Genomic DNA, 23,779 nt, shown 5'->3' with positions numbered 1-23,779 from the left:
AGCTGGTTATATAGTTTGTGCAATTTCGTTAACATTTTTCGATTTTACACCTATTACATCCATTTATTTAACTATTTCGTGCAATTCCATTTCTAAATCCTTCTTTTCCTTTTCTGTATAAAATTCAGAATTTGCTAATGAAATATTGAATTCTTTAACAGTTGCAGAGTAATCCTGTTTTAGTAAGATTTTAGCCTTTATAATATTTAAATAAGCCTCTGAAAAATTTGGATAATAATCTATAAGGATTTTCCAGGCCTGAATAGCTTTATTATATTGCTTTTCATTATAAAATGCCCATCCTTTTCCATTTAAAATACCCAATGAAAAATTTAGATTAATGCCGTAATTGGAGCGTATTTCCTTATCCAATGATGATTTAATGCTCAAGTCTGTTTGCTTATTTGATATATACTTTGACTGAATGGCGGACCAATCTTCAAATATCTCGTAAAGAGCTGTATTAATAAGTAAGCCTGGCGTTGCATTATGATCTGCTTTTTTAAACTCATATCCTTTCATATCCAGAAAAGGATTGTTAATTTTCTTAATGATGGAATCCATCTTCAGGAAATCTTCGGGATAGTCGTTTCCGATTCCATAGCGATAATATTTTTTTGTATGAAAAGAGCGCTTACTGAATTGATTTATAGAATCTGTTAAGTCAACATTTTTCTGAGTAAAAAATGGGCTCATAGAAATAATTCCATTCAAATCATTTATTCTAGAATTCAATAATGAGGTTGTAAAATACCCATATCTGGAATGACCAATTAACACTCTAAAAGAAGAGGCTTTGTACTCTCTTTCAGCTAATGGGATAAGTTGTTCAAAAATAAATTTTTCATTCTCCTGTGCAAGGCCTTTGGGATCAGAAATTTTATACTGTGTTTCAAGATAGCGGTATCTTTGTTCTGATTCAATGCTTATTACGATAGAGGAAGGAATCTGTTCATTACTCGTTAAATAGTCAATGGTATTGAGAATATAATGATTACTTCTTTTATTTTGCCGATCAAATACAATAATTAATGGGAATTTGTTCCCGGACTTCTTTTGCCATTCTATGGGAACTATTACAGAAATCTTTTTCTCAAATCCCAGACTTGTTGATTTTACTATTGTGTCTTTTAGTCTTTTATATCTTTCATAGTTCTGGGCAAGCAGTGAAGACGTTGCTGAAGTGAAAACTAAAAGAAAGAGTAAGTACTTTTTTATCATGGATATCAGTTAAGACTCAAATTTACGGATTGTGTTCATATAAAATTTGCAATGATGGTAATGTTGTTCGATTTTTTCCATAAAAAGCTCCAAAATCTTTAGATTTTGGAGCTGACTTTAAACAGACAGCCTTTCAGCTGATTTATTATTGCTTGGTGATTTTATTGAAAAAAGTATCACCTTTAAAGATATAGTCTCCTGAAGGATATTCAGTAAGATCGATGGTATTTTTCCCTTTTCTAAACAATATGTTTTTAATGAGGTTACCGTTATTATCATATAAATAAACATTTTCGTCTGCTGAGGATTCCACGTTGATCACTCCTGTCGTTGGATTAGGATACACGGAAGTTTTCGTTTTTGGGGAAACTTCTCTTGATGACAGATAACAACCGGAAATATAGGAATCTCCAATAATATTAAAGCCTTTGTTGATGAGTTGGGCTCTGGCAAGCATTGCTTGCGGTGTAGAATAAACCAATCCTGTTGCATCTATAACTCCGGACGTTATTGTCGAATTCGCCCAGGTAGGATTATTATTCAAAGCGATGAGAAAATTGCTGTAATTCGTACATGATAAGCCGACATTTTTAAATCCAAAATAGATTGAATTCCAGCTGAAGTTCTGAAGCTTGATATTCCATGAAGAAATATCCTGGTCAAAATGTGAAGCACCTGCAAACATATTAAATCCAGCAAAATAATCAATCTTACTTACATCCCAGTTTCCGATGGGCTGATTGAATGACACTGCATTTTCAAACATATGCTCAAAATCTGTCACTTTACCTGTATTCCAGTTATCAAGTGGCTGATTAAATGCTGCTGCATTATAGAATGTATAGCGGAAATTAGTCGCATTTTCTGTATTCCATGAATTTAATGGCTGGTTGAAAGCTGTGGCATCTGCAAACATGGAGGAGAAATCAGTTCCGGATGTTGTGTTCCAGGCGGAAATATCTTGATTGAAAGAAGTGGCAGAGGAAAACATGCTGCTGAAATTGGTTACTTTTGAGGTATCCCAGTTTCCTATATTCTGATTAAACAGCGTTGCTCCGCTGAACATACCGCTCATATCCGTAATATGGTATGGATTCCAGTAAGAAAATGAAGTATGACCTGTCAAAGATGAACAGTTAAGAAACATTTGTGATAAACTGGTTATCTGTGTCATATCAGGAGTATCTGCAGCCGTTACATTAAGATTGGGACAATTGGCGAATGCTCTGTCGAATTGCTGAAGCCATGTTGTATTTCCCCACTGGCTGAGTTCTATGAGTTCCTGATTTCCACCTGGAGGCATGATGTCGGTATTGGCCCTGAAACCGTAAAATAATCCGTTACCGCTGGATACTTTTAATTCGTAAGTGGCCTGCAGAGGATCTGGATGGAATGATGGCCCAAAATATATGAGTAAAGGCTCATTGCTGCTGGAGTTTACATAATCAAACATCCCGTTATGCTCAGGATATCCTACTTCTTCCCAGTGAATGGTGTAATCGGTTCCTGAGCCGCCGAATCTTATTGAATGATCAATGATGCCGTTGGCATTGGGTTTCCAGATAGTAGTAAATTCATTCTGCGCATAGGAAATGCAAAATAAAAGGAGAAAAATGATTATTAATTGTTTTTTACACATAAATTAAAAGAGGTTTTGTTAGGTTAAAAATTGGGTTTAGTAAGACAAATAATTTCCCGGGATTCTTTATCTTATCTCTAATACAAAGGTACTTACGCGCAGCGACAGAACTCGTCGTGTTATAATTTAATGGCTTGTTTTTTTAAGTTTTTTTGATATAAAAAAACGCTGAAAATTACCCGGAAATGGTAATGACACAATTTGTATTGTAATGCTTTTTTGATAAGAAAAGATGCCATAGAAACATTGGCAAATGCGGACTAAGTAAAGGAAAAATGAGGGTGTTATTCAGCAGTTTTTATAGATTACAGCAAATACAGACCTGGTTAAAACTCTTCATACCTACCATGTTGATAATAAGTTGCTGAAATGATCGGAAATAAAGAAATAAATATTCTTAAAGAAATTATGGACTAAGGGTATAAAAAAACCGCTCTTTTCAGAGCGGTAAATTTTTAATGTCAATTGTTTGCTGATTAGCAAGTAGAACCACACTCAAGTAATTTGATGTGGATTACACCATTAACAACACATTGTGTCTGGCATAAAGCGTTAGTTACAACAGTGCTTACACCGCCTACTACTCCACCTACTGTAGATCCTACGCCAGTTACAACACCACCAACGATAGTACCTACACCGCCTACTACTCCACCAACTACACCTCCTAGTCCACCTAGAAGTCCGCCGATTGGATCTAGTAATCCGTTACCTGAAATAGCTTTTAATTCGTTTCTGTCCAATTTTTTTAAGTTTTTCATAACTATAATTTTATATGATTATTACATCACGAATATATGAATAATAATTATACAATTGCAAATTATTTTCAATAAATTAATTATATGTTCTTATTATTTAATATTTCATTAATATAAGTGTATTTTAATAAAAATATGATTTTCACTTATATGTGATTGATTTACTATTTGTTAAAAATAATAACTCAATTTGTGAAATTTAGAGTTATTATTTTTGTACTAAATTTAGATTATTTATAAATATTATTTAATGCTTGAAACTGCTTCTGTATAGGCACAAAAATCAACTTTGACTGTAAAAAACTGAACCGTTCGAGGCATGAAAGTTCTCTCATTGTAATAAAAACAGATGTCATCTGGTAGGATTTGCCTATATATTGCAGTAAAAGCCGCTTCGTTGATGGATAACGCTGTCAAATTTTGTATTTTTGCTGACATACTTTTATCAATGTCAGTTTTTTCAAATAATATACGCTTTTTAAGAGCCAGAAGAAAGCTCTCCCAACAGAATGTAGCCAATGAATTAATGATTTCAAGAGTCCGGTATTCAAAATATGAAAACGGAATCTCAGAACCTCCTATTGAGCTGCTCATAAAAATTTCCAAGTATTTTCATGTAAGCATCGATCTCATGTTGTCTGTAGATCTGGAAAAGCATCCTATGGATGAAATGCTGAAACTTCCGGATAACAGGATTGTTCTTCCGGTTGCGGTAGATACTCATGGGAATGATACGATAGAAATTATTCCTCAGAAAGCCTCTATGGGGTATCTTGAGGGATATAGTGATGTGGAATACATAGAAAGTCTTCAGCGTATTGCGCTTCCTTTTCTTAACAATGGAAAATACAGGGCCTTCCCTGCAGATGGAGATTCTATGCCTCCGTTCAGAAACGGTTCTTATATTGTAGGAAAATATGTAGAGGGAATCAATGAACTGAAAGAAGGTAAAACCTATATTTTTGTTACATTAAACGATGGTATTACCTACAAACGATTTAAAGAAAGAAAAGAAAATGCAATCTGTGTAAGCGCTGACAATTCTTTTTATGAGCCTTACGATATCCCCTTCGAAGAAGTGGTAGAAATCTGGCAGTATGCTTCAGGAATTTTTCCGGAAGATTTTGAACCAGGTGATTATGAAAGCTATAATTTCAAAGAAATGTTCCGGGAACTGAGACAGGATATCAAAGATCTCGATAAAAAGATTTCAGGACGCCGCCGCAAACAGTTATAAGTTATAATAATCAACCTCTTATCATAAAAAGCTCCTGTTAAGAAAATCAGGAGCTTTTTATATATTATATGCCTGTTTATACAGTTACAACTCATCGGAAAGTTCAATCCATACAGGAGCATGATCACTGCTTTTCTCCCATCCGCGTACATGGCTGTCTACTCCACCATTTTGTAACCGGGATTGCAGATAAGGACTTAATAAAATATGATCCAGCCTTATCCCGGCATTTCTATCGTAAGCTTTATATAAATAATCCCAGAATGTATAGATTTGTTCTTCCGGATAAAGACTTCGGATAGAATCCAGCCAGCCTTTTTTCTGAAGATCTTTAAATGCTTTTCTTACTTCTGTCCGGTATAATGCATCATTTTCCCAGCGTTCCGGTTTATACACATCAATAGGTTCCGGGATAATATTAAAATCGCCGATGAGGATCGCAGGAAGTTCCATTTCGATAAGTTCATCGGTCCGTTTTTTAAAGCGTTTGAGCCAGGATAATTTATATTCAAATTTAGGCCCGGGATAAGGATTTCCGTTGGGAAGATACAGACAGCATACCACCATCTGATCAATAATAGCTTCTATATAGCGACTTTGGATATCCTCAGGATCCCCTGGTAAAGATCTTTGTACTTCTGTAATTTCTCTGTTTTTCGCAAGAATAGCTACTCCATTCCAGCTTTTCTGGCCGTTCCAGATGGCCTGATATCCTGCATTATTAATATCCTGTAAAGGAAAGCGTTCCTGGGGGGCTTTCAATTCCTGAAGGCAGACAATATCCGGTGAAGCTTCTTTCAGCCATTTCAATAAAACAGGCAGACGGCCGTTGACTCCGTTCACATTATAAGTAGCTATTTTCATGATGAAGGTTTTTAGAAAATTAATTCTTTTTTGATTACGACAATAATTATTCCATCATAAATATCTATTAGTTGGTATTTTATGAAATAATAATCTTAAAAAAATAAGTTTTGATGAATAATCTCTGGGCTGTGAGGTAAAAGTTCAATATATTTGTGATACAAGATGTAGCTTATTAATACTAAACCTCAATGAAAAGATATCCGACCTTTTTATTAGCATTACTTTTTCCTATTACTATGTATGGACAGCAGAACCTCACTGCTGACGAATTGTTTCTTAAAGCCCGTACCACTGCTTTTGAACAGAAAGATTATACTGCATCTATAGCGCTGGCAAAAGAGGCCCTGGAAAAAGCACCCAATTATACAGATATCTCAGTTTTTCTGGGCAGATTATATACGTGGAACAAAGATCTGGCTGCCGCAAGAGCTGTATTTGAAGATCTTGGAAAAAGAGAGGTTCAGGATGAAGATTATTTCCTGGCCTATGCCTCATTGGAATATTGGAACGACCAGAATACAAAAGCTATTGAAATTATTGATAAAGGACTTTCCTATCATTCTAAATCTGAAGCATTACTGCTGCTGAAGGTGAAAGTCTATTTTGGCATGGATAATTATGAAGAAGCTGACAATGCTGTAAAGACTCTTTTATCTATCAATCCTAAAAATACGGAGGCAAGAGCCCTTGCAGTGAGAATAAATGATCTTTCCTCTAAAAATGCGGTTGGAATTGTTTATAATTATTCCCATTTTGACAAGCAGTTTGATAACGACTGGCATATTGTGGGAGTAAGCTATAAAAGAGTGACCCCTATTGGTTCTGTGATTCTTCGCGGTAACTATGCCAATAAATTTGCACAGGGCGGTACACAGATTGAGCTGGAAGCTTATCCACGACTTTCCAAAATGTTTTACCTGTACGTTGGTGGTGGATATTCTGATGATGTCGGTCTGTTTCCGAAATACCGTACCGGGGTTTCTTTAAATGCCAATCTTCCCCACAGCTTTGAAGCAGAATTAGGATACCGTCAACTGTATTTCAGTAACAGTATATGGATGTATACGGCTTCTGTAGGAAAGTATTATAAAAATTTCTGGTTCAACCTGCGTACTTATATTACGCCTGACAGTAAGAATATTTCACATTCTTATACAGGAACGGTACGGTACTATACCAAAGGTGCCCAGGATTATTTTGCTTTTCAGATAGGAACAGGAATCAGCCCTGAAGAAAATCGTAATAACCTCTTGGAAAATGAGACTTTTAAGCTTAAGACTTTTAAAGTGGGTGCTGAATATAATTTTTCATACCGCACCAACCTTTTTTCAGTGGGAACCATGTACTATAATCAGGAATTCCGTCCGGGTGAGAAAGGAAATCAGTTTGATATCACTTTAGGCTATACCAGAAAGTTTTAAAATTTTGACTTTGTTTTCTTCTTAAAGTTCACCATGACTGAGTCAGGCATCAGCTTTTTCGTAGCATAAAACTTTGCATTCATACTTTTGTACTGATTGAACCTGTCATTGATCTTACCCATAGCTGCTGCATCATTTGAAGGATCTTCTTCCAGGTTTTTAAGCGTAAAAAGCTGTCCGTCATGAATATAATACTTTTCAGATACGAAATCAATAAGCTGGTTTTTACTCTGCATCATTGGGATTCCGGCTTTGTTTATCTCGGAATCTGCTGAAAATCCTCTTCCTACCCATGTTACTGTAGAAGGCGTACTGATGTTATAATTATTTCTGTAGTAAGCTAAAATGGAAGGTGCAATATCAAAATGGCTTACGGTCTTATAAAAACGTTTTGATTCCTTCAGCAGTGGCGAATAGATCATCAGGGGTACATGGTACCTGTCAATTTTAGACTGTAGCGTAATTTCAGGCATACTGTGATCTCCTGTGATGACAAAAATAGTATTGCTGAAGTCCGGGCGTTTGCTGTAATTTTCAAAGAAACCTTTAATGGCATCATCGGCATTCAGTACTGAAATGAGCTGGTTTTTGTGAGCAGCAGCCCATTTTTTCTGTTCGGGAGCTAAAATCCCTGAATTCAGCTTTTGATTGTACAGCTTTTCATAATAATCTTTATTGTTGATTAAAAAAGGGTTATGGGTTGAAAGCGTAAGTATCATATTGAAATATGGCTGATTCTGTGGTTTTTGCTGCTGCTGCATTTTACCAAAAACAGCCTGGTCTTCATATCCCCAGCTCTCCCCGTTGTTGGCAGGCAGCTTACGGTAAGGACTGCTGAATGAAGACTCATCCACAATATGATCTACTCCGCTGTATTCCAGGAACTCACGGTAACGGTCAAATGATACATGACCTCCATAATAAAACCCTGTTTCAAATCCATTGGCTTTAAAGATATTATAAAGATTGAAGTTTTCCGGAGTTTTTTCTATTTCAAGGAACCCGTTTTTCCCGAAAGGAAGTGATCCTGTCAATGATGGCAATGCTCCGAATGTTCTTCCTGCCGAGCTTAAGCTGTTTTCCCAGTACAGGCTTTTATTGGAGAGAGAATCAAGATAAGGAGTAAAATTACCTATATACCCTTTCGGGGAAGTATAGGCATGCCCGAAACCTTCCATTACAAGGAAAACGAGATTGGGAACTGTCTTAGATGTATTGAAATAAGATCCTAAAAAGTCCGGTGTGTTTTCTTTTCTCCAGAACGGAAAGTTTTTATTGATCATTTCTGCGCTGGCTGTAAAATCATCATTACCACTCAATAATTCATTCAGTTCCGGGTGATCACTGATGAAATTATCTTCATTGGATTTAAAGAAATAAGCCCATTTACTTTTTGCCGCATTTTGATTGAACTCACTTTCTGAGCTCAGAATTTTGGATCCTACGATATCAGAAGGAATGAAAAAGGCTGCTACTCCCAATACGGATATTATCAATCCCGGATACATAGATTTTAAAGCGGTTTTGCCGGCAATCCATAAAGGGACAAAAGAACCGGTGATCAAAATTCCCAGTAATGCAAAGTTCTTGAAGTTGAGCATTCCGCTCGCCTGTAAGATCTGTTTTATTTCATCTTTACTGTAATATAAAATGTCTGCACCTAATACGTTGCGGGTTTCAGAAAAATAAAGGAATAAGATATATTGAGTAACAGCTGCAATAAGCAGGGTTACAATCCCCAGGGTTCTTGCCCATCCTTCTTTGATGAAATTGATGATCAGATAAATAAATCCGGTACAGAAGGTAAACCTGAGGGCAAATAAAATATTTTCTACGAAAAGATGACCAATAATGGCTGGAGTTTCAAATTTTGGAAAGATATATTTGTACCATAATGATTCTGCAACGACTCCTACCAAAAATAAAGCAAAGAAAACCAATGCCAGCATTCCCCACTTTTTAAGCCCCACCTGAAGAATAGCGTATATTCTTTCTTTCAGAGGTAAATTCTGTGTACTTTGATTGAAGCCTTGTCTGGTCATTTCACCCCAGCCGTGCGATTTTTTGAAATAATCTATAAACCCGTTTACTCCTGCTTTCACCACAATAGGATGGAAATAAAAAGGTTCGGAAAAGGCAGTGAAGATCAATCTAAGAAAATCTTTTCTTTTGGTATAAACCTGATGACTCACCAGATCTACCAGTATGGCATAGATGGAATACAGAAATCCCATTGAGATCACCAAAGCAAAAAGAACTACAAAAAACGTCCAGTTGATAATACCCAGCAATAAAAAAATGATAAAGATGATATACCCTGAAAATTCAACAAGCGGACCCAGGAATTCAAAGAAGAACCAATACGGAAGACTGATCATTCCCAATTTTCTGTATTTAGGATTGAACATCAGTTTTCTGTGTTTCCAGAGGGTTTCCATTGTTCCGCGCATCCATCTGTTCCGTTGTTTTCTGAGAATATCTTTGGATTCCGGAACCTCTGTCCAGCACAGAGGATCAGGGATCGTAAGCACTTCATAGGGCTCATTCTTTTCCTCCATGTATTTTCTCATCCTTACTACCAGCTCCATATCCTCTCCCACTGTGTTTTTATCATAACCACCGCATTCCAGTACGATTTTTCTGTCAAATACACCGAAGGCACCGGAGATCAGAATAAGGCCGGATGCACGGGACCAAGCCATACGCCCGAGTACGAAAGCCCTTATATATTCCAGTGCCTGGGTTCTTCCCAGCAGGGTTTTGGGCATATTTACACTAACCACTTTTCCGTTTTCAATAACGCAATTGTTGGCCAGACGAATCACTCCACCGCAGGCAATGAACTTTTTATCGGTCTGTTCCAGCATTGGTTTTGCGAGTTTTAAAATAGAATCCTGCTCCAGGATACAGTCGACATCAATACAAACCAGATATTCACCGGAAGATATATTGACTCCCACGTTTAAAGCATCTGCTTTTCCGCCGTTTTCCTTATCAACAACAATAAGCTTTTTAAAGGCGGGATTTTTACTTTTATAAACTCCTCTTACTGTTTTGGTTTCTATTTTTCCCTGAATAAAATAAGCCATAGATTCCAGCTCATACGCTTCAATCAGCTTTTGTATGGAATCATCTTTACTTCCGTCATTGACAATAATGATTTCCAGATTATGGTAATAAAGGGATAACAGGGATCGTACATTTTCCACAATGGTCATCCCTTCATTATAGGCTGGTGCTATCACACTGAAAACCGGAGCATTGGGATTGGCCGCAATAATGCTGTAATCTGTAAATGTATTTTCTTTTTTATAACGCAGTACAGCACCCAGGGCATAAATTCCTATCCAGCCATAAATAAGGGTTACCGCTGTTCCGTAAATAAGAAACAGCCAAATAACAACTTCATAGATGATATGTGAAAATTCTAACATACTTTTTCCTGCAATGCGTATTTAATAATTTGAATTAATTCTTCAGAAGTGGTTTCCTGTTGGGATATTTCTGCCAGATAATTCTGTTTTTCGAGTGCACATAAAGCTTCTGCTGCACATACTTTTACCCCTGAATCAGACGTATTCAACAATTGATCTTTCAGAAAATCCGTACTGCATTGATCTTTTGACTTTTTTATGACTCTAAGGATCTCTTTCTGAACCTCAGTGGGCTGGTCCGGATATACCTCCATAAGATGGGCAATGGTAGACGGGTTTTCCAATGATAATAAAGTCTGAACGGTCTGTATCCTTACTTCCGAAGAGGGATGCTCCAGCAAATCGATTACGGAAGAATAGAGAGATAACATCTGAAATTTTCTTAACAGCTTAAGGGTAAAAATAACTACGGAATCATTAGAGCTTTCCATCCAGCTTTTAATTGTATCGCCAGAGTTCTCGGGAATATGAGTAATTGAAATAAGCAGACGAAGCTGCTGCCATTCTGATATCTTGGATGTTATGCTGTTCAGAAAATGAAGTCCTTCGAATCCTTTGAAGTGAACCATTGCATATTGCGCTTCCTGATAAACCTGAGCTGAAGGATGGCTTAAAAATGTTGAAATTTTTGGTAATGCATCTTCTACATTCATGGCTGTAAGTTCCTGTATGCCCCCTGCGATTAAATGTATCTTTTTTTGATGTAATTTTTTTAAAGCTTCTTCCTGAAGACCATACTCCCGAAATAAGTCTTTCAGCTTTTCCTGCGCTGCTCCGGAAAATTTCTTTTCGGATTCTGCCAGTTTCTGAAGGAACAGATTTCTGAATAAGGGACTGCCGGAAGCTTCTGAAAAGTTGCTGTCTGCAGATATTTTTTCTTCACCATACACGATGACTTCTGATATTCTTTTATTGATGACTTCTGACCATCTGGACGCCTGCACAGATTCCCTGTACTGATAAAAGCTGTAGATCAGCACAGCAATGATCAGTAAAAGAACCAGAGACAGCATTCCCAGAAAAACAAGAAAAAGAAAATGCACAGAAGTGGTAAGGAACATGGCGATAGCTTATTTTGAAGAAAATCTTTTAATTCTTAATATCAATTCATTGGGGCTGAATGGTTTTACAATAAAATCAGCTGCTCCGAGGTCAAAAGCATTCAGGACCACTTCTTCCTGCCCCATGCTGGAAAGCATGATCACCGGGATCTGTTTGCCCATGGTTTTGATGGCTGAAAGTATCTCAATTCCGGAGGCAAACGGCATCATAATATCTGTGATAGCCAGATCTACATCCTCAGTTTTAAGGGTTTCAATAGCGTCTTTTCCGTTACGGGTAAGAATCACTTCATGTCCTTCTTTTAATAATTTGTGTTCAATCGTTTTTAGAATCAGTTCGTCGTCTTCGGCGATTAGAATCAGCATAATTTTATTTTTTTATGGTATTAAATTTTTAATTAACTGTAATCCTGTTGTAATCTCTGAGATCATTTCTTTTTGCATGGAATCAAAATCCATCTCAGGTTCTGTTTTCTTTTCCCAGTCGGCAGTACGTTTTGTAAGTTTTACAAGTCCTGCTGTTCCTGCTGTTCCTTTGAGCTTGTGAAGGACCATTTTCAGGACTGTACTGTCTTTTTCCCCTGTGCTTTTTCTGATATTTTCTTCAGCCTGGGTGAGCTCCTGTATCACAAGGTTTAAAAATATTTTTTTGAAATCTTCATCATCATCACCAATGTGTTCATTCAGAAGTTTTATATCAAGGTATTTTTCCTTATCTGAAGAATCTTCATCAGGATCATTTTTTTCATGAAGGATATATTTCTTCAGCATTTCCAGCAGATCAGACTGTCTTAAAGGTTTAGGCAGGAAGTCATTCATCCCGGAATCCAGACACTTTTCTTTCTCTCCCAATACATTTCCTGCAGTCACACCAATAATCGGAACATCAGCATATTCAGGAAGCAAACGGATTTGTTTCGTCGCTTCAATACCATCCATTACCGGCATCTGAACATCCATTAAAATGATATCGAAAGGTTTTTCTTTACACAGCTCCCATGCCTGAAGTCCGTCAGTAGCTTCTGTCAGCTGTGCATCCGGAATCAATGAGCGCACCATTTTATTATTCAGTACCATATTGACAGGATTGTCATCCACAAGTAAAACCCGGGGAGACTGCATCAATTTCGGAATATCTGTATCCGGCTGTGTATTATGGGTTACTTCTCTTTCAGTATTTTTTACAGCGCGTTTAAGGGTCTTATACAGCTCTTCTGATTTAATAGGTTTTAACAGAAAGTATGAATTGTTTTCCTGACGGAAAGAATTGATCACGTCATGTTCCTCGGAAGACGTGTGGAGAATGATCAGAGGTGATGTCTCATTTTGTTGGCTAAAAAGCTCTTTTATTTTTTCTATTGTTTCCAATCCGGAAATGACGGGCATATGATAATCCATCAGAATCACATCAAAACGTTCTCCTGCAAGCAGGATCTGAAGGGCTTCCATCCCGTTGGCAGCAAGCTTTGAATCCACATTTTTATAAGCAAGCATATGCTGAATGATGATCCTGTTGGCTTCATTGTCATCTACAATCAGTACCTTGTTTATTTTCAGGTCTTCTTCATGACGTTCAGACATCGCATAAGGTACCTGGATGTCAAAGTAGAAAACAGAACCTTTGTGAAGTTCACTTTTCAGCGACAGACTGCTTCCCATATAGTTTAAGATATTATTGGAAATGGTAAGTCCAAGACCCGTTCCTCCGTATCGTTTGCTGATAGAACTGTTTTCCTGGGTGAAAGCATTAAAAATATGCTGTTGCTTTTCTTTGGGAATACCAATTCCGGTATCCCTTACGGAAAATCTCAGGCTAATGTTTTGACTGTCGATATCCAGTTTTTCTACTTTAAGCTCTATCTCTCCCTGTTCTGTAAATTTTACGGCATTTCCGAGAAGGTTGATCAGGATCTGTTTGAGTCTTGATTCGTCCAGCCAGATGGTTTCAGGCAATCCCGGCTCTATATTTAAAAGTAATTCTATATTTTTTTTCTGTGACTGATAAAGAATTACGTTGATCACCTGACTGACAATGTCATATACATTGGCTTTCTCTATGGAAAGATCCATTTTCCCGGATTCTATTTTGGAAAAATCCAGAATATCATTGATGATACTCAGTAAGTTTTCACCGGATTCATTAATGTAATTAAGATATTGAGTCTGTATTTCGTTCAGTGGTGTTTTTAGCAATAGATCCGAAAAACCGATAACCCCGTTCAATGGAGTCCGGATTTCATGACTCATATTGGCAAGGAATTCTGACTTTGCTTTGCTTGCAATGTCGGCCATCTTTTTGGCATTTTTAAGTTCTTTATTAATTTTCACAGAAGCTGTAATATTCTGTGCAGAAACAATAATTCCCCCAATTACATTACTGGAAAGATACCATGGGGTAACTTCTACATTGTAGTGCTGAATAGATTGCCTGCCAGGAATTTCTATAGCCATATCTTCATTTTTATAGGCTTTTCCTGCCAGGGCTTCCTGGTATATTTTTATTCTTTCATCCGGTACATCGGGAGAAATTTTAAACATGTTTTCACCAATGAGCCTGATGTCGTTCATCTGAAACTCGTCTTTCCAGCTTCTGCTCACAGAAAGATAATTAAGATCCTTATCAAACATGGCCACTGTAGAAGGGACATACGTGACAAAAGACTGCAGCATAGCCTCTTTTTTAGCCAGTTCAAGGTAAACTTTTTTAAAATTATCAATATCCTGTATGATCCCGTAGACTCTGGTGCATACTCCTCCTTCAAATTCCGGTATCCCTTTTACTCTTACCCAGATCATCATGCCGTCATTTCGTACCAGCTGTAATTCTTCATCATAGGGAATCCCTTCTTTCACTGCTTTTTCAAATAAAAATTCCAGTTTTTCCCTACTTTTTTCACTGTAGAACCCTAAGGCATTTTCGAGATCAGGCTGAAAATTCTTATCTATTTTATGTATTTCTCTGGTAGATTGTGACCAGACTACGGTATTATTTTTAAGATTGACTTCCCATCCTCCCACCTGGGCGACAGCACTGGTCTGTTCCAGCATCTTTTTGGTATGGACAAGGTCTTTTTCCAGCGTTATTCTTTCCGTAACGTTCAGTGCGGTGCTTACCACATAAGGATTTCCTTCTTTGTTGATTTCCACAAGATTGTGGTACATCCAGATTACTTCTTCACCTCCTTTGGTTTTCAGAATCATGGTTCCGAAATCTTCCTGGTTTTTATTGATCCTCTCCAGATATTGCTCAAGAAGAGGCCAGTTTTTTTCAGGAACAAGATCTTTTAAATTCAGATCTTCTACCTCTTCAGCTGAATATTGCAGGGTTTCCCTTCCTTTTTCATTGACCGCAATGATATTTCCTTCCATATCATGCATGCTCATCAGCCCTATTGCATTTTCAAAAAAGCTTCTGAAACGGCGTTCGGAACTTTCCAGTTTTAACTTTTCTTCAATACGCTGGGTGATATTAATTCCGAAACAAAAAATATCGGAATGGCTCTGCTTCAGTTTTAAATACCATTCAACAATAATGGTTTGTGTATCATTAATAGTGGTAGAAGTTGTAAATGTTACTTCCTCATCTGTATCCGGAAGATTTTTGGCAAGTAATTGAAGCTGGGAATTATGACTTCCTATCAGATCCATGAAGTTATGATTAACGACCTGACTTTTATTCACCTGAAATGCATTTTCAAAAGCCGGATTAACATCTTTCAGCAAAAAGTCTTTGTCCAAAACACAGATGAGATTATTGGAGATTGTAAAGGTCTGCTGAAAGTATTCGGCCTGGATGTTCTTCCTTTTTCCCATCAGAACTTTTGTAATCGCCTCTCCTATTTTTTTAAGGGTTAAAATCTGTTGATCGGTAATCGTTTTTGGTTTGTAATCAATGACACAAATGGTTCCCAGAGCGAACCCTTCATCATCAATCAAAGGTACTCCTGCATAAAAACGGATTCCACCCGCAAGAATAAGCGGATTATCAGAAGATCTTTCGTCTAATAAGGTGTCATTGATGATGACAACATCTCCACTTGCAATAGAATACTGGCATACTGTGTTTTTCCTGTCTACAAAATCCAGGGCAAGTCCTACACAGCTCTGGATAGTCTGGGTCTCACTTTCCATCATGGCAATGAGCGCTGCAGGGCAGTCGGTCACCAGACATGCTGTTTCTGCAAAAATATCTAACTGGGGATCTTTTTGCAGGTTTAAAAGATCAAAAAACTCCAGTTTTTTCATTCGGCCTTCTTCATTTGCAGGAATTGGATATTTCTTCATATGTTATTTCAACAGTTAGAGATTTTTATTTTTTAATTATTAAAAAATGATAATCAGGGCCTTAAAGTTTATATTTTAAACATTTTTAAGTGCTTTAAATTATTATTTTAATAAGTAAACCAAAATACGAAATAATTTTATATTGTATTATAGTTATTTTGACAATAAAAGAATATGTATAGTTATTTTAAATGATTTCAAATGAATTTTAAAGATATAAAGAACTAATGATGATTATGAAAATAAAAAGTACCACATTTAAAATATGGTACTTACAGATGAATCATGAAATTATTTAACAAAGTGTTTTTTTAAGGCCTGACGATCGATTTTTTAAAGTCCATTTCCGGACTTGTCCGGAAATGGACACACCACTTATCATCATCCAAATCACAACTATACTATGAACAGGGAAGCAATCGTTTGTGCATCGCTGCCGCTTAAAATTTCGTCATACGCTGCAGAACCTGCCGCAGCTCCAAATAAGGTTCCTGTATTATAACCCGCCTGATTGATATTGTCTTCTCCGGCATAGACAGGATTGGTTGCTGAAGGCATATTTCCTCCATCGGCAAGTTCAATCCAGCCTTTATTTGCTCTCATTCTTCTCACCTGAGAAGCATGTCTTGCTTCCACAGAATGAATCTGTAAAGCTGCCTGAAGGACTACTTTATTTGACATTACATTTCCTGCCTGTCCCTTATAAGCCCTTACTCCGGTATCTTCAAAAGCCTGGGCAAGAATAAGAAACTGATTATAATCTGTAAAGGGCATAAACTTCCCGCCCGATGTAAAATCAAAAGTAGGTTTGTTTCCCGGAGTTGTTCCTAAAGAAGTCAGTGTACTTTTCAGAAAGCCTACATGAGCAGATTCATGCTTTGAGATTTGCATAAAAACGGTTCTGTCTGCATTCGGAATAAGTCCCGGTGTAGATAATCCTATACTGTAATATTCATTTTCAAGATACTCTAGTACTAATGCGAGTTGTAGAGCATCCGTCAGGGTGCTTTTTAATGCAGTGCCTGTCATTGCCGTATGGGTAGTTTCTGCTTTGACAGAGGTAGCCATGAGTGTTCCCAATCCTAGGGGTACTGCAGCAACTGCAGCTTTTTTTCCGAATAATGACATATTCGTAATGGTTTCCAGTCTCGATGCTTCCGTTGTGAAAAATTTATCATGAGAAAGCTTATCCAGTAATCGAAGAATATTCATAATGTGAGTTTTTAAGGTAAGTGATTAGTTAATGCCTCTTTCTTTCCATGTGAAAGGTGTTTTGATGAATGCTCCGGCTGCCGATACGATATCCTTAGGCTCTTTGGCCAGATCAAGTCCGTTAGCATCAATCACATCATCGCCTGAAAAATCAGCTGATCCCGGATTGATTAAATTTCTTATAGCTGAAGCATGTCTCGCTTCCACTGATACTATTTTACCTGCAATAACAAGGTATGCTGCATTGGAGATGTATTTCCCTGCACCGTTATAAGCAGCAACACCTGTATCTTCCAAAGCTTTTGCTGTAGCCAATACAGAATTTCTGTCATTAAAATTTACATTCGGATACTGAAATTCGAGTTTAGGCAGTACATGATCTGTGGCCCCACTGATGGCTGCTTTGAAGAAATCCCTGTGTATCACTTCATGATGGTACAGGTCTGTGAAAAGCTCTTTTTCAATACTGGAAATTCCCATATAGAAATTATTGACTACTTTCGTATAAAAGTCAGCTTCAAGCTGTTCAAGGGCATAGGCGTAGTTTAATACTCCTACATCTCCTGTTCCAAGGTCATACTTGGATTCTTCAATAATCTGGAAGTCGTCATTGTCGTCACAGCCAATAATGGTAAGGCCTGCGATGGCTAATCCTACTCCACTTAATTTTAGAAAGTTTCTTCTGCTGGTATCAAGGGTAGCTCCCTGATTGGAAACCTGAATTGTTCTTTTCATGCTATTATTTTTTTAGTGTTCGGATGAATAAAGTAAGATAAACAGCATATTCAGTATGCTGTTTACATATTTCAGATGATTAAGGCATTAAAACCGTATCAATGACATGGATCACACCATTGGACTGGTTTACATCAGCAATGGTTACTTTCGCACTGTTTCCTTTAGCATCTTTAATGTAAAGATCTTTTCCTTTAGTCCAGAATGTAAGTTCTTCGCCCTGTACTGTTTTCATCATGCTTTTTCCGTTTCCTGCTTTTACGGCAGCCCAGATTTCTTTGGCACTGTATCTACCCGGAAGAACATGGTAGGTCAAGATAGAAGTAAGCGTTGCCTTATTTTCAGGCTTTACAAGATTTTCTACGGTTCCTTTCGGAAGTTTTGCAAAGGCCGCATCTGTAGGTGCCAATACAGTAAAAGGTCCTGCTCCCTGTAGTGTTTCTACCAGTCCGGCAGCTTTTACTGCTGCTACAAGTGTTTTGTGGTCTTTAGAATTGACGGCGTTCTCAATAATGTTTTTGGATGGATACATGGGGGCTCCTCCCACCATTACCGTTTTTTCTTTCATCGTTTGTGCAGTTACCTTCCCGCTGAATGCAAATGATAAAGCTACCATTGCTAAAACTGTGATTTTTGATTGTGTGTTCATCGTGTTGATTTTTTTATTAATTATATTTATTTGTGCTTTTAATGTCATTTACGAGGTTGGTTTTATTTTAGATTGAAAAAAAATAAAATTTATTTTATATTGCTGATTATCAGTTATTTATTTTTTTGACGGAACAAATTCCAGACATATAGAGTTCATGCAGAATCGTTTTCCGGTTGGCTTTGGGCCGTCATCAAAGACATGTCCAAGGTGAGATCCACATCTTCCACACAGCACTTCTGTACGCTCCATTTGATGGGAACTGTCTTTTCTGTATTGTACACTGTTTTTACGAAGAGGCTGGTAAAACGATGGCCAGCCGCAGGTAGTGGCAAATTTGGAAGTTGAAAGGAAAAGAGGATTACCACATATTGCGCAGTAATAGGTCCCTTTTTCATCAAATTGATAATACTTTCCTGTAAAAGCTGTTTCTGTAGCTCCTTCTCTTGCGACCTGATAGAGCTCAGGCTTTAATATCTTTTTCCATTCGGTATTGCTTATTTTCAGTGGATTTTTGTCAGTATGCGAATAATAGGGATTTCTGATTTTAAAAAGATTGTTTTGGGCTTTGCAGAATCCGGGAGATACTGCCATACAAAATATCAGTATTGATTTTGAAAGCAACGTTTTCATATTTGAATATTTTTTAATAATTATCATGAAATCATGTACGAAATAAAAGTTGATTCAGATTTTTTTGGGAATATGTTTTATTTTATTACATTTGGGAAGAAAAATAAAAGCTATTAAAACAACCTATTCTGAAGAGGAACTTATCGTTTTATTGAAAGAAAAAAACGAAACTGGTTTTCATTATCTGTATGACCACTATTCTGGTGCGCTCTACGGAATCATTCTTCGGATTGTTCAGTCTAAAGAATATACTGAAGAGGTTATTCAGGATGTTTTTGTTAAAATATGGAACTCCATTCATCAATATGATTCTTCCAAAGGCAGATTTTACACCTGGATGATCAATATCGCAAGGAATACAGCTATTGATTATTTAAAGTCCAAAGGATTCCAGAATCAACTTAAAAACCAATCGCTTCCGGATTTCGTATATAACACTGCAGAACTTTCGACCACGAATAATTCTTCTGATTATATCGGATTCAATAATGTGCTGGAAGGTCTGGAAGTAGACAAGCAGGAACTTATAGATCTTGCGTATTATCAGGGATATACCCAACATGAAATATCCGAAAAACTGAAGATACCGCTGGGAACGGTAAAAACAAAGATGCGGAATGCACTGATGAAATTAAAGGATTTGCTAAAAGATTATCAATAAATTGAACACTAAAGAATACATATCATCCGGAATTATAGAATCTTATATTCTTGGCCATGCTTCTCCCGAGGAAGCAGGGATTTTGGAGTGTGTGATGAAGAATAATGCTGAGGTAAAAGCAGCTTTTGAAGAAGCGCAGAAAACTTTGGAAGATCTTGCTACAGCACAGGCCGTAACGCCTCCAGAGGATTTGAAATCTAAGATCTGGGACAAAATTCAAAAGGAACAGACTGCTAAAGAGATTACTCCAGTTCTTTCAACTGATATTTCTGAAGTAAAAGATCATAAAGAGAACAGAATCCAGGAATCCGGTCAACGCAAAAATGGATGGAAGACATATGCAGTAGCAGCCTCTGTACTGTTTCTGGTGAGTGTTGCCGGTAACTTATACTGGATGAATACTCAGTCTGCCAATCAAAAAGAAATGGCTTTGTTGACGGCAGACAAAAAGCAGCAGGATCAGGCTATGCAGAAAATGAATCAGAAGCTTGAGATGTTTTCCAATCCTGATATGAAAATGGTTATGCTGAAAGGCGTAGAAAAGCATGCGGATGCAAAAGCAATGGTTTTCTGGGATACAAAAACAAAAGAAGTTTATCTGAATGCTGAAAAGCTTCCTAAAGCTCCTGAGGGCATGCAGTATCAGCTTTGGGCAATAGAAGACGGAAAACCTGTAAGTGCAGGAATGTATACGGAAGATAAAGATAGCAGGATTGCTTTGGCAAATATCCCGAAAGCACAGGCCTTTGCGATCACTCTTGAGAAAGAAGGAGGCAGCAAAGCGCCTACCATGGAAAATATGTTTGTGATGGGGGGAATTTAAAAACAAAACAGGGCGAACACAATCAGTCCGCCCCGCATCTCCCAAATAATTAAATATGAAAAAATATGAATGTTTTGTTTATACAGGACATGCCTTCAGCATCAGGTCATGCAGGTCTGTATTTTTAATAAATGGCTGCAAAAGTTCATTTCCGGGGCCATAGGCCGCCACTTCCACATAATCTCCGGAATGGTCCATACTGATCCATCCTACGGAATTCCTGCTTTTCTGAATTTCTGAATACAGTTTAAAAGGCAGTTTTTTGTAATTATAAAGACCTCCTTCCTCTTCTTTTTCGAGACCGTTGTAAAAACTTAACAGATGTTTGGCTTCATCATCGTTTAAAACAATTTTGTTGCCTTCATATATCCAGTCTTTAATGTCTTTCACTGAATATTCTTTCTGAATCTTGTTCAGAATATATTCGTTGGTATATTGATAGTCTGAAATGCTGTTAAAGTTTTTAGTAGCGTCTGTTCCATAAATCGTTCCGGGGTTGGCATTTCCATGGTCTGTAGTAATAATCACCAGGGTATTTCCATCTTTTTCAGCAAAATCCATTACAGCTTTTACAGCTTCATCAAATGCCAGCTGATCATGGATCAGCGCAGCAACATCATTGGCATGGGCTGCCCAGTCCACTTTTCCGGCCTCCACCTGAAGGACAAAACCGTCTGGATGATCTTTCATCTGATGGATGGCTGTCTTTGCCAGCTCAGCAAGGGTTGGGATGTTTTTATATTCCTGAAGATGAGCTCTGTCAATACTGTATGGTAATGCTCCGGTATTGAAGATTCCTAAGAGTTTTTCCCCTTTTTTGATTTCTTTCAGATCATTCTGTGTTTTCAGAATCCTGTATCCTTTTTTTTGATAGACAGAATAGAGATCTTTCCTGTCTTCCCTTTTAGCAGGATCAAAAAACTCATCTCCTCCACCCAACAGGACATCCAGTTCCAGCTCTGCATACATCTCAGCGATCTGAGGTTCTGCATTTCTTCTGGAAGAATTTACACAAAAGCCTGCAGGAGTTGCATGAGTAATGGTAACGGTGGTGACACAACCTGCTTTCTTTCCTGCTTTTTTATATTGCTGCCAGATCGGAAGATGTTTCTCACCGTTGGTACCTATATTCAACGTTCCGTTTTTTACTCTTATCCCACCCCCGAATGCCGAACTTGCTGCTGCAGAATCTGTCACAATGGAGCTTGCTGAAGCAGTATCCATTAAAGCACGGGTAACCTTCTTCTCATGGTACAGATTGAGCCAGTGACTTCCCTTTCCTAAAATATTCCGGGAATACAGGTCTGCCATCGAAAGCGTTCCGAGGCTCATCCCGTCACTGACCATAAAGATGATATTCTTTGCTTTTCCTGATCTTGGTTTTTCACTGTTATTTCCGAAGCTCCAGAGATCTGATGGTGATAAGGTCAATAATCCTGAAAGTATTGCAGAACCTTTTAAAAATTTTCTTCTGTCCATATTGTTTTGAAATAATTCCGAAAGTTATTGTATTAATCTTTTTATCGAAACTATGTTGCATTAATTAAAAGTTAATTTTTAAATATTCTTTGGAAAAGGATCTTCAAAGCCTTGTTTCTGGTCAAACAGTTCTTTTTCCCTGTCAGTAATAAGGCAATACTGGAGATCAGATAGCATTTGATCTTTATCCAGGTTCTGGCCAATAAAAACCAGTTCATTGATCCTGTCACCCCAGTTTTTGTCCCACCTGTCTTCTATCAATTTCTGGTTTTCTGCAAAGGAAGAATACTGCACTCTGTGGTTCAAAGGCATGCTGCACCACCATACCCCTGCTTTTTCCAAACGGAAAGATCCTCCGGCCTGAGAAAAGTTTAAGGCATCATCAGGTCTTGAAGCCATCCAGAACAGGCCTTTAGCTCTGATTATTCCTTCGGGATAATGATGATTCAGGTATTCCCATAATCTTACGGGATGAAAAGGCTTTCTGTCTCTGAAGACCATTGAACTTATTCCATATTCTTCCGTTTCAGGGGTGTGGTGCTCTGATTGTAATTCTCTCTGCCAGCCGGCAGATGACTGTGCTTTGTCGAAATCAAAAAGCTGAGTATTTAAAATCTTCTGAGGATCAATTTTTCCAAATTCTGAATGTAAGATAACCGCATCAGGGTTTAACTTTTTTATGGCAGCCTGTAAGAACCCAAGCGTATCAGTATCTATAAGATCTGTTTTATTTAAAATAATCACGTTGGCAAATTCGATCTGATCGGTCAGAAGGTTAACAATTGTCCGGTAATCGCCTTCCATGTCCGTAAGATCGCGATCCATCAGCAGTTCATTAGAGCCGAAATCTTTTATGAAATTAAAACAGTCTACTACCGTTACCATAGTATCTACATAACTGAAACGGGAAAGGTCAATTCCGCTTTCTTCATCAATGTAAGTAAAGGTTTGGGCAACAGGGACAGGCTCGCTGATTCCTGTACTTTCGATAAGAAGATAATCAAAGCGGTTTTCATTAGCAAGACGTTCCACTTCCACCATCAGATCTTCACGAAGTGTGCAGCAGATACATCCGTTGCTCATTTCCACCAGTTTTTCTTCTGTTCTTGAAAGGGTGTTTTGATTTTCAACAAGGCGGGCATCAATATTCACTTCACTCATATCATTCACGATGACGGCTACTTTTAAGCCTTGTTTGTTATGAAGAATATGGTTCAGCAATGTAGTTTTTCCAGTTCCTAAAAAACCACTGAGTACCGTTACAGGAAGTTTCTTTGTCATTTTTAATGTTTATGATTTTTAAAGTTAATGATATGGCCTGTAATTAAGCCTGCAGCTCCTGCATAGATCAGGGGAATATGAACATCGAATATCAGATCTGTGAGTACTGAAATAAGGATAAGAAAAACAGAAATCCAGAATAAAAGCTTTAGCCAGGGCTTTTCTATTTTTTTTGTTAACCTGAAAACAACAACAGTACCGATAGTAAGAAAAGCAAGATCGATATAAGGGTTATGGGATATTCCCAGCGGAATGATCAGTAATAAAGGAAAAACAATGCAATGAATCAGGCATAAAACAGCAGCGGAGATTCCTACAACATCAAGAATTTTTGATTTCATAATAGCACAGAATTAATTTTCTTATTGTAACTTTGTTGCA

Annotated in this window: 19 protein-coding genes; 4 read left to right on the top strand and 15 right to left on the bottom strand. The window is 37.5% G+C overall.

What is annotated here, in order from left to right:
• Positions 1-63: 63 nt before the first annotated feature.
• From AC3FI7_RS04540 to AC3FI7_RS04530, 3 genes are all read right to left on the bottom strand, one after another.
• On the bottom strand, positions 64-1,221 hold the full coding sequence (locus AC3FI7_RS04540; protein WP_142723005.1) for an alpha/beta hydrolase-fold protein: 1,158 nt from the start codon (positions 1,219-1,221) through the stop codon (positions 64-66).
• Between the two features lie 145 nt (positions 1,222-1,366).
• Complete coding sequence (locus AC3FI7_RS04535; protein WP_343658513.1) at positions 1,367-2,860, bottom strand: BspA family leucine-rich repeat surface protein; 1,494 nt, start codon at positions 2,858-2,860, stop codon at positions 1,367-1,369.
• Positions 2,861-3,336: 476 nt separating this feature from the next.
• Entirely contained in the window at positions 3,337-3,621 is a 285-nt protein-coding gene (locus tag AC3FI7_RS04530; protein ID WP_002979306.1) for a bacteriocin-like protein, read from the bottom strand.
• A gap of 448 nt (positions 3,622-4,069) precedes the next feature.
• On the opposite strand from AC3FI7_RS04530, the gene AC3FI7_RS04525 reads away from it, so the two are divergent.
• The gene (locus tag AC3FI7_RS04525; RefSeq protein WP_343658512.1) at positions 4,070-4,858 is read left to right on the top strand and encodes an XRE family transcriptional regulator; all 789 of its coding nucleotides are present in this window, start codon (positions 4,070-4,072) and stop codon (positions 4,856-4,858) included.
• Positions 4,859-4,942: 84 nt separating this feature from the next.
• Here the strand turns inward: AC3FI7_RS04525 and xth are convergent, their stop codons facing one another.
• Positions 4,943-5,722, bottom strand: a complete 780-nt coding sequence (gene xth, locus AC3FI7_RS04520) for an exodeoxyribonuclease III (RefSeq protein WP_291897185.1) — start codon at positions 5,720-5,722, stop codon at positions 4,943-4,945.
• Positions 5,723-5,913: 191 nt separating this feature from the next.
• Between xth and AC3FI7_RS04515 the strand changes: the two genes are divergently transcribed.
• The gene (locus AC3FI7_RS04515; RefSeq protein WP_491461528.1) at positions 5,914-7,146 is read left to right on the top strand and encodes a YaiO family outer membrane beta-barrel protein; all 1,233 of its coding nucleotides are present in this window, start codon (positions 5,914-5,916) and stop codon (positions 7,144-7,146) included.
• On the opposite strand, the gene AC3FI7_RS04510 is transcribed toward AC3FI7_RS04515, so the two are convergent.
• The 8 genes from AC3FI7_RS04510 to msrB form a co-directional block, all read right to left on the bottom strand.
• Positions 7,143-10,580 carry a sulfatase-like hydrolase/transferase gene (locus AC3FI7_RS04510; protein ID WP_343658510.1) on the bottom strand — a complete coding sequence of 1,146 codons (3,438 nt, stop codon included), beginning with the start codon at positions 10,578-10,580 and terminating at the stop codon, positions 7,143-7,145. The genes AC3FI7_RS04515 and AC3FI7_RS04510 overlap by 4 nt on opposite strands.
• Positions 10,574-11,641, bottom strand: coding sequence for a HEAT repeat domain-containing protein (locus tag AC3FI7_RS04505; RefSeq protein ID WP_491461527.1), 1,068 nt, complete (start codon positions 11,639-11,641; stop codon positions 10,574-10,576). Before AC3FI7_RS04505 ends, AC3FI7_RS04510 begins: the two co-directional genes overlap by 7 nt.
• A gap of 9 nt (positions 11,642-11,650) precedes the next feature.
• Positions 11,651-12,007 (bottom strand): response regulator transcription factor, encoded by a 357-nt coding sequence (locus tag AC3FI7_RS04500; RefSeq protein ID WP_142723012.1) that lies wholly within the window; start codon positions 12,005-12,007, stop codon positions 11,651-11,653.
• A 12-nt stretch (positions 12,008-12,019) separates the two neighbouring features.
• Positions 12,020-15,925 carry a response regulator gene (locus AC3FI7_RS04495; protein ID WP_491461526.1) on the bottom strand — a complete coding sequence of 1,302 codons (3,906 nt, stop codon included), beginning with the start codon at positions 15,923-15,925 and terminating at the stop codon, positions 12,020-12,022.
• A 396-nt stretch (positions 15,926-16,321) separates the two neighbouring features.
• Positions 16,322-17,137 carry a ferritin-like domain-containing protein gene (locus AC3FI7_RS04490; RefSeq protein ID WP_142723014.1) on the bottom strand — a complete coding sequence of 272 codons (816 nt, stop codon included), beginning with the start codon at positions 17,135-17,137 and terminating at the stop codon, positions 16,322-16,324.
• A 24-nt stretch (positions 17,138-17,161) separates the two neighbouring features.
• The gene (locus AC3FI7_RS04485; protein ID WP_142723015.1) at positions 17,162-17,872 is read right to left on the bottom strand and encodes a ferritin-like domain-containing protein; all 711 of its coding nucleotides are present in this window, start codon (positions 17,870-17,872) and stop codon (positions 17,162-17,164) included.
• A 79-nt stretch (positions 17,873-17,951) separates the two neighbouring features.
• The gene (locus AC3FI7_RS04480) at positions 17,952-18,521 is read right to left on the bottom strand and encodes a fasciclin domain-containing protein (RefSeq protein ID WP_123842300.1); all 570 of its coding nucleotides are present in this window, start codon (positions 18,519-18,521) and stop codon (positions 17,952-17,954) included.
• A 117-nt stretch (positions 18,522-18,638) separates the two neighbouring features.
• Positions 18,639-19,154, bottom strand: coding sequence for a peptide-methionine (R)-S-oxide reductase MsrB (gene msrB, locus AC3FI7_RS04475; RefSeq protein WP_343658507.1), 516 nt, complete (start codon positions 19,152-19,154; stop codon positions 18,639-18,641).
• Positions 19,155-19,245: 91 nt separating this feature from the next.
• On the opposite strand from msrB, the gene AC3FI7_RS04470 reads away from it, so the two are divergent.
• Both AC3FI7_RS04470 and AC3FI7_RS04465 read left to right on the top strand, forming a co-directional pair.
• Entirely contained in the window at positions 19,246-19,815 is a 570-nt protein-coding gene (locus AC3FI7_RS04470) for an RNA polymerase sigma factor (RefSeq protein WP_228451183.1), read from the top strand.
• 1 nt (position 19,816) lies between these two features.
• Positions 19,817-20,638 (top strand): anti-sigma factor, encoded by an 822-nt coding sequence (locus AC3FI7_RS04465; protein WP_491461525.1) that lies wholly within the window; start codon positions 19,817-19,819, stop codon positions 20,636-20,638.
• A 78-nt stretch (positions 20,639-20,716) separates the two neighbouring features.
• On the opposite strand, the gene AC3FI7_RS04460 is transcribed toward AC3FI7_RS04465, so the two are convergent.
• The 3 genes from AC3FI7_RS04460 to AC3FI7_RS04450 all read right to left on the bottom strand — a co-directional run bounded on the left by AC3FI7_RS04460 (position 20,717) and on the right by AC3FI7_RS04450 (position 23,739).
• Positions 20,717-22,117 carry an alkaline phosphatase gene (locus AC3FI7_RS04460; RefSeq protein ID WP_491461524.1) on the bottom strand — a complete coding sequence of 467 codons (1,401 nt, stop codon included), beginning with the start codon at positions 22,115-22,117 and terminating at the stop codon, positions 20,717-20,719.
• A 78-nt stretch (positions 22,118-22,195) separates the two neighbouring features.
• On the bottom strand, positions 22,196-23,398 hold the full coding sequence (locus tag AC3FI7_RS04455; RefSeq protein ID WP_491461523.1) for a GTP-binding protein: 1,203 nt from the start codon (positions 23,396-23,398) through the stop codon (positions 22,196-22,198).
• Positions 23,399-23,400: 2 nt separating this feature from the next.
• Positions 23,401-23,739 carry a MerC domain-containing protein gene (locus AC3FI7_RS04450; protein WP_142723020.1) on the bottom strand — a complete coding sequence of 113 codons (339 nt, stop codon included), beginning with the start codon at positions 23,737-23,739 and terminating at the stop codon, positions 23,401-23,403.
• Positions 23,740-23,779 lie beyond the last annotated feature (40 nt).

This window comes from Chryseobacterium sp. TQ-BC-N36, assembly GCF_058382295.1.
Note: the sequence above shows the minus strand (reverse complement) of the source record. Positions and strands in the feature narration are given on the sequence as shown.